This window comes from Candidatus Binataceae bacterium (genome assembly GCA_035308025.1).
GTDB lineage: Bacteria > Desulfobacterota > Binatia > Binatales > Binataceae > JAJPHI01.
Genome location: DATGHL010000001.1, coordinates 15,400 through 28,888, shown reverse-complemented (window position 1 = coordinate 28,888; position 13,489 = coordinate 15,400). Strand labels below are relative to the sequence as shown.

Here is a 13,489-nt window from a genome sequence, read left to right as displayed (position 1 = left end):
CAGCGCCTATCTCTTTGGCGCGGTGCTGAGCAGATTCTTGGGCCTCTACGTCGCGGTGAACTCGTTCACCGAATTGGTGATGAAGGGCAGGCAGCGGGATGAGATGTGGCGATGGCCGGCAGTAACGGGCGACTCGATGCTTCTCTGAGCGAGAGGCTCGACCAGCAGCCGTATCGTTTCGATATTCGGCAGGCGGTGCGTCTGCTGGAGCTGATGGCGCCTGCAGATTCCGTGGCGGTTGGAGCCGGCAGCGATCCGAGACGCGAGGCGGTCCGCTTGCGCAGCAGTCTGAGCAGCAATTTTCCGCCGAGCGATATCGAAAGCCTTGACCGCACCGACGGCGAGCCCCAGCCGACCCTCACCCTTACCGTCCTCGGCCTCGCCGGCGCGTTTGGACCGCTACCGCCACCTCTGAGCGCGCGCGTGATCGAACGCGAGCGCGTCAAAGATCATTCTGCGCGCGACTTTCTCGATCTCTTCAACCATCGCCTGCTGGCGCTCCTGTTGCGTCTCGACAAGCTCTTTTCTCCACCGTTGCAGATCGCCTCGGCCAAGGACGTCGCCTCGGCCGACACGCCGGCGAGCGTTCCCTTGCTCGCCTTGCTCGGTTTGGCGACGTTGTCGCCCGCCCAGGTCGAAGCCCACCTCGGCGCCATCGCCGCAAGCCTGATCGGAGCTGCCGGGCTGCTCAATCCCAAGCCCTTCTCGGCCCACGCGCTCGAACGGCTCATCGGCGCGCATTTCGGCCTGCCGGTCCGGGTTTTGCCGCTAAGCGGCGGCTGGCTGAGTCTGGCCGCGGATCAATACACCCGGCTGGGGCGCTCGGGAAGGCTGGCCCAGAGTGCCGTGCTGGGCAAGCGCATCTGGGATCAGGCCGCCGGCATCTGCCTTGAGATCGGGCCGACTGATCGCGAGACCTTTTTGAAGTTTCTGCCCGACGGCCCCAAGCATGAGGAACTTGCCGGGCTGGTCGCCTTTGCGCTCGGCGACGCTTTCGAGGTCGAGATGCGCGTGATGCTGCGGCCGCCGGACGTGCCGCCAGGCGCCCTTGGCCAGCCCCGCCCCCGACTCGGATGGACTTCATGGCTGGGCCAGGCGCCGTGGCAGCTCCCGGCCCCGATCCACTTGCGCCTAACCACGCGCCGCGCGGCGCAGGATTAATGACGGATTCCAAACGGCTGGTCGCCACCCTCACCGCGCCGGCGCGCGGCGCGCTTGAGCGTGCCGCCGAACGCGCCTTGCGCGAGCGCCATGCCACGATCGAACTCGAACATCTGCTTCTCGAGTTGTGCCGAGGCCAGGACACCGATCTGGCCTTTCTGATGCGCAACGAACGGCTCGACCCGCAACCGCTGCAAGCCGGCCTTGAAGCCGCGGTGGCGCGCTTCACCAGCGGCAGCCCGCGCATTCCCGCGCTCTCCGGCGAATTAGTCGATACTCTCGGCGCGGCTTGGGTGGTCGCCTCGGTCGATCAGGGCCTCGCCCAGCTCGGCTCCGCCAGCATCGTCTACGCCGCCCGCGAGAATGCTGCGCGGCGCGCCGCCCTGCTGGCGTCCGTCCCGGCCTTGAGCCCAATCTTTGCCAACCGCCTAGCGCAAGATCTGCCGGAATGGCTCCGCCTCGGCTCGGAGATCGCCGTCACCAATCCGGGCCCGCCGAAACCCGTCGGCGCTGCCTCGATCCTCGCCGCCTACACGATCGATCTGACCGCCCAGGCGCGGGCCGGACGCATCGATCCGGTGATTGGCCGCGACGCCGAAATCCGCCAGATCATCGACGTCCTGATGCGCCGTCAGCAGAACAATCCCATCCTCACCGGCCCGGCCGGGGTCGGGAAGACCGCGATCGTCGAGGGCTTCGCCAGCGCCATCGCCGCAGGCCGGGTACCGCCGCGACTCGCCGACCTCGTTGTCTGCAACCTCGATCTCGGACTCCTGCAGGCCGGCGCCTCGATGCGCGGCGAGTTTGAGCAAAGGCTGCGCACTGTCATCGATGAAGCCTCCACCGCCACGCCGCGCACCGTGCTGTTCATCGACGAAGCCCATATGCTAATCGGCGCCGGTGGCGCGGCCGGCCAGGCCGACGCGGCCAATCTGCTCAAGCCGGCTCTGGCGCGCGGCGCGCTGGGCGTCATCGCCGCTACGACCTGGGGCGAATACAAACGCTTCTTTGAGAAGGATCCGGCTTTGGCGCGCCGTTTCCAGGTCATCCGCGTTGCTGAGCCGACTGAAACTGTGGCCGTCGAGATGCTGCGCGGCCTCGCCCCAAAGCTCGAGGCCCATCACGGCGTAAGCATCCTCGAAGAGGCGCTGGCTGAAGCCGTGCGTCTGTCGCACCGTTTCATCGCAGGCCGGCAATTGCCCGAGAAAGCGATCTCGGTGCTCGATACGGCCTGCGCGCACGTTGCGATCGCACGCAGCACAGCGCCCGCCGAGCTCGCCGATGCTGAGCAGCGCTCTGCTGCGCTCGAGGCGGAACTCACCCGGCTGCGCCGCGAGGCAGCGCTGCAGGCGGACCGCGCCGAGCGGCTGGCCGCGCTCGAAGAGGCCCTTGCCCGCGCTGAAGCCGAACGGCGGCTGCGCGAACTCGAAGAGCTGCAGCGGGAAAAACGGCTGGCTGCAAACGGCGCCGATAGCCGGGCCATCGCCAAGTCGGCGCTGGGCAAGAACGGCATCGCGGTCAGCCCGAAGGTAAACAGCGCGCGCTCGCTGAAGGCGCGCACGGCGGAACGCATCATCGAGACAATGCGCCTTTCGCGCCGCTTCCTCAGCGGCCGGCAGTTGCCGGAGAAGGCAATCTTTGTGCTCGACCCGGCCTATGCGCACACTGCGGCCACACAGAATTTGCCGGCGGGCGGGCTCGCCGATGCTGAGCGGCGCTGTGCTGCCCTCGAGGCGGAAATCATCCCGCTGCGCCGCGAGGCGGCGCTACAAGCGGACCGCGCCGAACGGCTGGAGGCACTCGAACAAACCTTTGCCCGCGCCGAAGAGCAGCGGCGGCGCGAGCTCGAAGCGGCGCGAGCGGGCAAAGGGCTCACCGCGACCAGCGTTGACCGCCGCGCCATCGCCGCGGTGGTGTCAGGATGGACCGGCATCCCGGTCGGCCAGATGCTGGCGGACACGCTGACCAATGCGCGCTCGCTGAAGGCGCGCATGGCCGAACGCATCATCGACCAGGATGCCGCTCTCGATACGATCTGCCGGCGTATCCAGACCTTCTATGCCGATCTGGGCGAGCCGAATAAGCCGACCGGCGTTTTTCTGCTCTGTGGTCCGAGCGGCGTCGGCAAGACCGAAACCGCATTGACGCTGGCCGAACTGCTGTTCGGCGGCGCGCGCTCGCTGGTCAGCGTGAACATGTCCGAATACCAGGAGGCGCATAGCGTCTCGGGCCTGCGCGGCGCTCCGCCGGGCTATGTCGGCTACGGCAGCGGCGGCACGCTGACCGAAGCGGTGCGCCGCCAACCCTACTGCGTGTTACTGCTCGATGAGGTCGAGAAGGCGCATCCGGATGTGCTCGAGATGTTCTATCAGGTCTTCGACCGCGGCGTGCTGGAGGATAGCGAGGGTCAGATGGTCGACTTTACGAACACCATCATCCTGCTGACCTCCAATCTCGGCGCCGAACTGCTAAGCAAGATGGCCGAGCGGAACCCGACGGCGACTGCCGAGGTGCTCACCGCGGCGATCCGGCCGACGCTGCTGCGGCAATTCTCCGCGGCGTTCCTGGGCAGACTGGTCGTCGTGCCGTATCAACCGCTTGGCCGCGCGGGCATCGAGGCAGTGACACGGCTTAAGCTCCAACGCATCCAGGAACGCTTCGCCACCACCAGTCATGGCGAGCTGACCTACGATCGGCGGGTTATCGGCACCATCGCTGAGCGCGCCGGTGCGACCGAAAGCGGTGCGCGCATGGTCGACACCATCCTGACGCATTCAGTGTTGCCCGCGCTCTCCGGATGCATCCTGGATAACGTGGCCGAGGGCCGGCCGATCGCGGGTGCCCATCTGTCGGTCGCCGGCGATGGTGGCATCGTCGTTACGCTGAAACCATGAGCGGCGCGCCCCAATGGTCGCTGGCGGTAACGACTCCGCTTGGCGGCGACGCGCTGACGCTGCGCGGCCTCGAGGGCGAGGAGCATATCTCAGATCTCTTCCTGCTGAACCTGACCATGACGGCGCAGGATCCAGTCGATGCGAGCGCAATTCTCGGCAAGGCGACCTATGTGACTCTGATCGACGGCGACGGGAATAAGCGCTATCTGCATGGGCTGGTGACGCGTTTCGCCCAGAGCGGCAACGAATGCACGGCTGAACTCAGGCCCTGGTTGTGGATGCTGTCGTTGATTGCCGACAACCGCATTTTCCAGTCGAAATCCGTTCCCGACATCCTGACCGCAGTGTTCGGCGATTCAGGGTTCACGGATTACCGCAACGATCTGCGCGGCAACTATGACACGCTCGATTATTGCGTGCAGTTTCAAGAGACCAACTTTGCCTTCGTTAGCCGCCTGATGGAGGAGTACGGCATCTTCTATTTCTTTGAGCACAGCGACAGCGCGCACACGCTGGTGCTGGCCGATGACCCGGCAAGCTTCAACGATTGCGCGAACGCCGCCAGCATCCCGTTCCTGCCCCTGCCGTCGGGCGGCGACTGGTTGACCGATCTGCGTATCGAGACCCTGTCGAGCGAGGCTCGGGTCGGGGTCCAGGCCTATCAGGCCGACGATTTCAACTTCATCACGCCGAGCACCGAGTTGAAGGTCACGACCGGCAACGGTACTCGCCGCGTTTACGAATATCCCGGCCGGTATGAGAAGCTTGATGCCGGCGAGGCGGTGGCCAAGCGGCGGATCGAAGCCTATGAGGCAGTGGCCAAGCAGATCTCCGGCGCCTCCCCGGTGCGGGCCCTGTGCGCCGGCGGTGCCTTCACCCTGACCGGGCATCCGGACCCCGCGGTGAATGCACGCTACGCGTTGCGCTCGGTCGCGCATTCGGCGCAGCGCCGCGAATACAGCAACCGCTTCACTGCTTTCCCGGCGAGCGTACCATTCCGCCCACCACGCATCACGCCGGCGCCGCGCATCGGCGGCTCGCAAACCGCCATGGTCGTCGGCCCGTCAGGCAAGGAGATCTACACCGACAAATACGGCCGCGTGAAAGTCCAATTCCATTGGGACCAGCTCGGCGAGAAGAACCAGGACAGCTCGTGCTGGATACGCGTAGCGCAAAATTGGGCCGGCGTGAGCTGGGGCGCCTTCACCCTCCCGCGCATCGGCCAAGAGGTGGTGGTGACCTTCCTCGACGGCGATCCCGATCGGCCGCTGATAACCGGCTGCGTCTATAACGGCGACAATCCGGCACCGTATACCCTGCCGGACGAGCAGACCAGGACCGTGCTCAAATCCAATTCTTCGGAGGGCGGCGGTGGCTTCAACGAGCTCCGCTTCGAGGACAAGAAGAACAGCGAAGAGATCTACGTCCACGCCCAGAAGGACATGAACGTGGACGTGCTCAACGATCAGACGGTCACGATCACCCAGAACCGCGCGGTGACGATCTCGAAGGGCAACGACACCCTGACCATCTCCGAGGGCGACCGCACTGTGACCGTCAGCAAGGGCAAGGAAACCCACAGCGTGCAGGACACGCGCGCGCTGACCGTGACCGGCGCCGAGACGCATAGCAACAAGGCGGACTTTACACAGACTGTGTCAGGTAATTTCACCCTGACTGTGGACGGCGACATCACCATTAAGGCATCCGGTGCGGTGACGTTGCAGTCCGGCACGAGCATGACGATCAAGGCCGGCACTTCGCTGGCGATCAGCAGCGGAACCTCGCTCTCCGGCCAGGCCGGCACCAGCCTCAGCCTACAGGGTGCGACCACTGCCGAGCTGAAAGCCAGCGCGAGCGGCACCGTCGACGGTGGCGGGATGCTGGCGCTGAAGGGCGGCATCGTAAAGCTGAACTAAATGCTGTGAATGCGGAAACCCCGGAGGAAACCATTGAGCGGCGCGACGCGGCCGGCGCGCTGGTGGAGCGCACCACCTACCGCGCCGGCATCCTCGACGGTCCAACTACCTTATTCGGCCCCGGTGGCAAGCCGTCCGCCGAGATCGGCTTCGCCGAGGGCCAACGCGACGGCGCGATGGTGCTCTATGACGATGCCGGCGCACCGCTCGCGAGGGTCAACAATCGCGGCGGCCTGCTCGACGGACCAGCGGTGTTCTACAACGCAGGCCTGATGCTCGCAGAGATGACCTTCATCGCCGGTCACGCCGAGGGGCCGATGCGCAGCTACGCCGCCTCGGGCGCGCTCGCCACGAGCGGTATGATGCGGGCAGGCAGGCTCCATGGTGAGCTGGTGGTCTATCGTCCGGACGGCAGCGTCCAGCAGCGGATGAACTATGCCGATGGGCTGTTGGAGGGCGAGACGCTGGATCTCGACCCGGCCGGCACGGTGCGCAAGCGCAGCCTCTACAAGGCCGGCAAGCTGGACGGCCCCGTCATCGAGTATGACGAAGCGGGCCGCGCGCAGACGCGCACGCAATACGTCGCTGATAAGCAAGTGGGCCAAAAGCAGCCCGCGCCGCGGTCAGCACCGTCGAATCAGCCTCCATGGTATAAGCGGCTGCTGGGCGGGGAATAGCCGCATTGGGCCAACGCACTATCTCCGGCCTTACCCTAGGGAGAAGGTACGCTGGTCATGGCATCCAGGATCAACCAACTTCGCTTAAAGATCGTAGATATCCGCTAGCTGATCAGCAGTTAATTTGCTGAAAAGCTCATCTTCTTTTTTTCGTTCTGCTTGCGTCCGTTGGCCTCGCGGACCAGTAAACTTTGTAGGCTTTTCCTTTTCCCTCTGTTTTTTCAATTCGACATGAAGTTTCTGTGTCTGCTTAGGCGTCGTAACTTTCTTTTCCGGTGTATCGCCCGATTCGTAGCGCGCAATCCTCGTGGCAAAGTTAGCGAACGGAACATCTCCTATGGCGTCGATGTTATTCCATTTGTGCGGCAGGGTTGCGTCCATTAGATCCGATTCGGTCGCCCATTTTATATTCACTTCAGGGAGGCTCTTGCCTTCCTCTTTCAATAGCTTATGGGCTAGCTTCATTGCCTTGAGCCTTCGATTGTTAGCGCTCCAGCAGTATGCCGGGCCGTCTGGATCGCCGGGTCGTGTCGCCTTAAATACCGTTAGCGTGAACTTTGGGTTATTAACTAACTGCGGGTTAGCCACGAGTTCGTCGGCAGTAGCTTGGACTTTCTTGCCGTCATCGAAAGACTCACTAACCGCTAAATGGGTCCCGACCAAAAGATCGACAGGGATTTTTACGATGTTATCTTGCGGATAAATCTTGTACTTATCTCTCGCCTTTTCCGGCTCCTCCATCATTTGGATTGATCTGTACAGAGACTGAAAGCTCCGCGCCCGCGGCGGAATGATTGGATGGAAGGCGCCCGCAAGCTGAGCGCAGGAGGGTTGAAACTTTTGGGGCGACCAACGCGCGCGCGAGGGTTGCGCGGCGCCCGCAAGCATTCGGCTGATCGGAGCCTCCAACTGCGGATAGCCGTATTGGTTCACGCCGACCTGGGCGAAGCCCATCTCCTTGTACCAATGGGTAAGCCGTCCACTGCCGCTGTCCTGAGCTGCCAGCATCACCTTGGATTTCCCAAACCGCTGACCCGTGCGTGCGGCCGAGTCCAGGAGCAGCTTGCCGATACCATGCTCGCGATGCGCCGGGTCAACGCGCAAATCGGTGACTTCGAGCGAGGCCTTGTCATGCGCATGGACCATCACCGATCCGATCTGCCGTCCGGCCGCGCCAGCCGTCAGCCGGTAGCGGCTGGGACCGGCGCTGATGGGCGGCGAAATCCGCACTGGTGACGGCGGCTGGGCCGCACCCGGCGCCAGCTTCGGCTGGACTGCGACGCGCTGTGCTGCGGCGCGATGGCCCAGACGATCGGCCTCGGCTTCGAGCGCGCGATCCTGCACCACCGCAATGCCCCCTCCCAGCGGATTGCGCACGCGCCCAAGCCGCTGCTGCATCACGTGCGCCAGTTCATGGCCGAGCAGTTGCTGGCCTTGGACGGTATCCGGCTGATATCGCCCCGGGGCGAAGTAGATGTCAGTGCCCATCGTGAGCGCGATCGCGCCGACCCGCTCCGCCTGCGGCCCCACATGCACGCGCACGCCTGAGAAATCCGCACCCAATGCCGCCTCCATCTTGCCGCGCACGGCGTCCGGCAGCCGCCGCCCGCCGCCGCTCGCCAGTCCGAGTTGCGCCGGATCGACCTGGAACACATCGCCAGAGCTGTGCGGCTGCACGATCGGCGCACATCGAGCGAGAGCGGGGGCGGGCGGTCTCGCCTGACGCGGCATCATCGAGGTTTGCGCCACTGGCGCCGGAATTCGCGGCCGCCCGCCGATAAATAATCCCTGGATTACCTTGCCAGTCATGGTGCGATCCTCCCCATCGAGCTTCGGGGCGCCCGGCGAGCCCACTCAAGGCGTTGTGAGCACAGTGCCGGACTCAATCATTTCACCTGAGCGAGTTGTTGAGTGCGAACCTTAGCGGCATCACTTCACAGGACGGTTTACCTGTAATGGGCCCTCGTACCTGGGCCTTATAGCCAGGCAACCTTACCACCCTTAGGTGCAGGAGACGGGCTCCGCTCCCGGCGGGTCGATTGTGTGTTGAGATCTGTGTATTCAGAAAAGCCTTTCCTTCCTCGCTCGCCCGTAATCGCGTCCGCAAGCTCCTCGTCAGCCTCGATGCATTTGGGCAGCTCCCATCCGGGATAGAAGCTGGCGTGCGTGCCCTGCCTCACAACGATAGCTGGCGCCATCTTCTTTTCATTCCACTTGTTGATAGCCTTCCAGCATTTAGGGCAACACAGCCGAGAGATGTAAATAGTCACAGGATTTAGCAGGCCTTTCAGGACGATAAACTCCAGCATCTTCATCTCGGCATGAAGATTGTCAGACCAGTCTTTGCCCACCTGCGTTATACTATTAATCAATTCGGCCGACTCCGCGAAATAGACGCTAAGCTTCTTCGCGCTTACGTCAGCGTATTGTTCGCCTGGTTCAACCGTAAAGTTACTATCGACAAGTAGTGTTTTATCGTCATCAAAGGACACCTTGCCAATCGAGTTCTGGTTGGTCGTGGCAAAAATCTTTCCCTCGATTTCGACGAGCGCGACACAGACGTTGGTCTTGCTGGCGTCGGTGGCCACAAAGGTCTCGAGGAAACGGGCCAAGGTTTCCATCCGCCGAAAAAATTGATCCGCCTTATATTTTGGCGACAGCAAGTACTCCGCCTGTTCCTCTCGTAGAGCGATCTCCGCCTTCGCCGCTAGCTCCTCCTTCTCGCGCTGCTTCACAATTTTTACTTCGACGGCGGCTTTCTTGTTTTCCGCCTCGGCCTTCTTTATGTCGACGGATTCTTTTCTCGATTTTTCCTTCTGGGCTTCCTGTTTTTTTCGTCTTTCCTTCTCAGCCTGCTTTTTTTCTTCGGCGGTTTTAGGTTTGGTTTTCTTTTTACTCTCCATCAGCTGCAGCGCGGAGGATTTAAAGGCCCCCGGCGCGGCAAAAGAATTCTGCATAACCGCGGAGATTACGCGGCCAATCGGGGCCTCCAGTTGCGCATAGCCCTGCCGGTTCATCCCGACCTGTGCGAAGCCCATGCCCTTGTACCAATGCGTGAGGCGGCCACTGCCGTTGTCCTCCGCGGCCAAGGTCATTTTGGACTTGCCGAACCGTTGACCTGTACGCGCCGCCGAGGCGAGCAACAGCTGGCCGATACCGTGTTCGCGATGGTCGGGATCGACGCCCAAATCCGTGACTTCAACCGATGCTCTGTCCCTCGCATGCACCATGACCGACCCGACCTGCCGCCCACCGTCGCCTGCCGTCAGACGGTAGCTGCCTGGACCCACATTGACCGGCGCCGAAATCCGCGCGGGTGCGGAAGGCTGCGCCGCACCTGGCTTGAGCTTCGGCTGCATCGCGAGCCGATGCGCGGCGGCGCGATGGCCCAGGCAATCGGCTTCGGCCTCGAGCGCGCGATCCTGCACCACGGCGACGCCCGCTCCCAGCGGATTGCGCACCCGCCCAGCCCGCTGCTGCATCACGTGCGCGAGTTCGTGGCCGAGCAGTTGCTGGCCCTGCACGGTCTCCGGCCGGTAATGGCCTGGGGCGAAGTAAATATCCGACCCGGTCGTTAGCGCGATCGCGCCGACCCGTTCGGCCTGCGGCCCGACATGCACTCGCACGCCGGCGAAATCCGCGCCGAAGGCGGCTTCCATCTTGCCGCGCACGGCCTCCGGCAGCCGCTGCCCGCCGCCGCTCCCCAGACCCAGTTGCCCCGCATCGACCTGAACCGCGTCGCCCGCTCCGTGCGGCTGCGCTACCAAACGTCCGGCAAAGGCCGGCGCGGGCGGCCCCGGGCGGCGCGGCATCGCGCTCGGTTGAGCGACTGGTGTTGGAATTCGCGGCCGCCCGCCGATAAACAATCCTTGGATCACCCTGCCAGTCATCGTTTGGATCCTCCTCCGGCTTTGTCCGCATCGGCGGTAGACGCTCTGCCTACGAGGCGGGCGGCTGCGCTAGCTGATTTCTGTCCCGCAGCACTACCGGCCGCCAACGGCGTCGACGCGGGCTCGGGCGTTGTTGCCCGACGCTCGGTGAACATGCCGCGCTGCATCGCGATACCGCCCATCTGCAGCTTCTGCCAGGGCACGAACTTATCCTCGGGCAGCCCGGCCTGCGCGCGGAAAGCGGCGATCGGCTGGTAGGTGCCGGAGTAATTGCTCCACCAGGCCATCTCGCCGCGCTCGAATTTCGCAGTGCCGGCATAGTCCACGGGCCGCCCGCCTGCCAGTTGCGCGTGTGCGAGCTGTGCGCTGACCAGCACCGGACGGGATCGCGGCGATTCGCCGTGGACGCGGACGAAATTAAAGGTGCCGCTCGGTGGCGACAGCGTCTGGCGCTGCAGTGAACGTACATGGAAGCCACCGCCGGGGCGTGGGACGAGCTCCTCTGCGACCGCGCGTGGCGGCGGTGGAGAACGCAAGATGCGGGCGTGTGGCGTGAACGTCGCCACCGCGGCGCGCTGCACCGTGGCAGTGGTTGCCTTGCCGCGGTGCGTTACGGGCACGAGCCGCGGAAGATTAACTTTCGGCTGCTGAATGGCCACCCCTCACTGCCACCCGACGAGTATCGACAAAAACACGCTAACTCATACAGCCGGCCTGCGGCAAGGAACATTAGCGCACCCGTATCCGCGCCGTGCATCCACGTTGTGGATCCGCCACCGTGACCGCTTCAGCCGGAGGCTGAGTGGTTCATCGTGAGGGCGCGGATCACCTGCTCCATGACAGCGTCACCCTTGGCGCGAATTTCTTCGTCGGTGGCGTCCTGGATCGGATGCGGGACGAAAACCCGCGGAGCTTCGGGCAATCCCAGCGCGGATGATTGAGCCTCGGCGGCATCGACAAAGACGTCGGTCGCGATGACGACCGTCGGCTTGCCATTATTCTCGAACCATACTGTGTCGTGCAGACTGCACGTTATGCAGGCCCCTCAATCAGCGAGGCCTTCGATAACGAAGTCGCACTCCCGCAGCATCTGTTGACGCAACTCATCTGCGGCGGGCCGGGCCGGCGTCAGCTTGCGATAGTGTTTGACTTCGACGTTCGGCATCAGCTCATTGAGGCGTTGTTGCACATGCTTGAGCATCACGTCGCCGCGCGCCTTGTTGATGTCCAGCAGTCCGACAGTGCCGATTACGCCCTCCGGACGTGCCGCCAGCGAGCGTCTGACCGGCACGCGTTCGTCGGTTGGGTCCAGGATTTTCATTAGACGACCTCCTCGATTTTGCGGCTGACGGGCGTCGACACGGACGCGTCCCCATATCCATTGATTACCGAGGACCACTTTCCGGCGCTACCGCCAGCGACGATTATATGAATGTTCTTGGGACTTTTGAACTTCGGCAGCAAACGGTCGAGTTGCTCCTGCGTGCGGCCGTGCGCCAGCGCCACCTGCTCGGGCATCGCGCCGAGCCCGCCGTAATCTTCGGTCGGCAACAACTCGCGGACCGGACGCGACGTGATCTCCTGGATGCGCTTGCGCAGATCGTCCTTGGTCCAGCGGTCGCGCCACAGCGTATCGACATGCTCGGGCGAGATCACGAGCAGAACATCGCCGACGCCGTGCGTCTTAGGATGCCATCCGCATTCCATCCCGAGGCCGAGGCTGCCCGCCAACGAGCGTGCGGTGCGCGAGGTTTGATCGGCGATCTGATGCGGCGATCCTTCAAGCGAAAAGAGCGTAATAACGCTATCGTTGCGGTCGAAGCCGCGCTCCACGTGCATCGGCTCCCAGGGACTCCGTTCCTCGAATTCCGGGTAGCAGGCGCCATATTTGGCAGGCGAACCTAAGGCCGCGCGCTCGATTTCGCCGGGTCTTAAGCCGCCGAGATTGCGCAGGATCAATTTGATCGCGCGACCGATCGTGGCGTTGGCGCGGTTGCCATGACCGAGCACGTTGATCTCCATATTCATACCGATGCGTTTACGGATCGGTCCGTTGACGATCATCACCGGAGAGGGGCCATAAGTTGAAACCAGCGCGTGAGCGTTAAACTCTTGCGAGCATAGCGCCTCGGTGGCGGCAATCACGACCGGCAGGTAATCGGGCCGGCAACCGGCCATCACGGCGTTGATCGCAATCTTCTCGATCGTCACCGGTGCGTAATTGGGGGCGCAGGTTCCGACGACCTCCTGCGGGTCGCGCCGCGTACCGGTCAGCATCCTGATGACCCGTTCGGGTGTCGGCGGGATTACGGGAAGCCCGTCGGTCAGGCCCTGATCGAACATGAACTCGAACGGGTCATCGCGTTCGGCGATTTCAACCTGACGGGCGCGCAAGGGGCTACCCTCGGCTTCCGCGGTCAGGCGCTCGAAAGTTCCGGGTTCGACCGACCGCGAACCGCATCCGGGACGTAGCGCCGGCAGTTTGTTCCAATCGATAGCCGGCTGCGGCCGCCCGGTGAGTCGTGACAGCCGGCCGATCAAATCTTGCCAGTCGCCTTTATGAAAAGCTTGCCAACGTACGATTTCGGCGCTTGCGGCGTCGGCGAGAATGATCGTCGGAACGATTTCTACGTGGTACTCGAACGATACTTTAAGTGCGGTGTCGTCGAGGATTGGGACAGTCGTTCGATGTTGATCGCGCAGCTTATGATTATCCTCTTGACCGACCACCCATACGTTGATTGCGTCTCCGTAGGCGCGATAGACCGCTTCGATCACCGGCATCGAAAGATGGCAGGTTTCGCACTCCTCGCGGACGAAACACAACAACGATGCTCGGTCACCTGGAAAGGCGCGTCGCGCACCTTCCAGATCACTTAAAGAAAATGCCGCTAACGAGGTCATCGCATCGGCGGACCATAAGCCAAATTCTGATCGGTGTATTCGTG

9 protein-coding genes are annotated in these 13,489 nt (G+C 63.3%); 4 read left to right on the top strand and 5 right to left on the bottom strand.

What is annotated here, in order from left to right:
* Positions 1–111: 111 nt before the first annotated feature.
* Genes tssG through VKS22_00120 form a run of 4 tightly spaced genes read left to right on the top strand, consistent with a single transcriptional unit; the run spans position 112 to position 6,651 of the window.
* Positions 112–1,161 carry a type VI secretion system baseplate subunit TssG gene (gene tssG, locus VKS22_00135; GenBank protein ID HLW69008.1) on the top strand — a complete coding sequence of 350 codons (1,050 nt, stop codon included), beginning with the start codon at positions 112–114 and terminating at the stop codon, positions 1,159–1,161.
* The gene (locus VKS22_00130) at positions 1,161–4,055 is read left to right on the top strand and encodes an AAA family ATPase (protein HLW69007.1); all 2,895 of its coding nucleotides are present in this window, start codon (positions 1,161–1,163) and stop codon (positions 4,053–4,055) included. The genes tssG and VKS22_00130 overlap by 1 nt, the downstream gene beginning before the upstream one ends.
* Positions 4,052–5,974, top strand: coding sequence for a type VI secretion system tip protein TssI/VgrG (gene tssI / locus VKS22_00125; GenBank protein ID HLW69006.1), 1,923 nt, complete (start codon positions 4,052–4,054; stop codon positions 5,972–5,974). The genes VKS22_00130 and tssI overlap by 4 nt, the downstream gene beginning before the upstream one ends.
* Before the next feature lie 5 nt (positions 5,975–5,979).
* On the top strand, positions 5,980–6,651 hold the full coding sequence (locus VKS22_00120; GenBank protein ID HLW69005.1) for a hypothetical protein: 672 nt from the start codon (positions 5,980–5,982) through the stop codon (positions 6,649–6,651).
* A gap of 84 nt (positions 6,652–6,735) precedes the next feature.
* On the opposite strand, the gene VKS22_00115 is transcribed toward VKS22_00120, so the two are convergent.
* The 5 genes from VKS22_00115 to VKS22_00095 all read right to left on the bottom strand — a co-directional run bounded on the left by VKS22_00115 (position 6,736) and on the right by VKS22_00095 (position 13,370).
* A complete protein-coding gene (locus tag VKS22_00115; protein HLW69004.1) occupies positions 6,736–8,328 on the bottom strand; it encodes a GNAT family N-acetyltransferase in 1,593 nt (530 codons plus the stop codon).
* A 299-nt stretch (positions 8,329–8,627) separates the two neighbouring features.
* Positions 8,628–10,541, bottom strand: coding sequence for a GNAT family N-acetyltransferase (locus VKS22_00110; protein ID HLW69003.1), 1,914 nt, complete (start codon positions 10,539–10,541; stop codon positions 8,628–8,630).
* Positions 10,538–11,161, bottom strand: coding sequence for a hypothetical protein (locus VKS22_00105; protein HLW69002.1), 624 nt, complete (start codon positions 11,159–11,161; stop codon positions 10,538–10,540). The genes VKS22_00110 and VKS22_00105 overlap by 4 nt, the downstream gene beginning before the upstream one ends.
* Before the next feature lie 167 nt (positions 11,162–11,328).
* A complete protein-coding gene (locus tag VKS22_00100; GenBank protein ID HLW69001.1) occupies positions 11,329–11,862 on the bottom strand; it encodes a UGSC family (seleno)protein in 534 nt (177 codons plus the stop codon).
* Positions 11,862–13,370, bottom strand: coding sequence for a hypothetical protein (locus tag VKS22_00095; GenBank protein HLW69000.1), 1,509 nt, complete (start codon positions 13,368–13,370; stop codon positions 11,862–11,864). The genes VKS22_00100 and VKS22_00095 overlap by 1 nt, the downstream gene beginning before the upstream one ends.
* Positions 13,371–13,489: the final 119 nt, after the last annotated feature.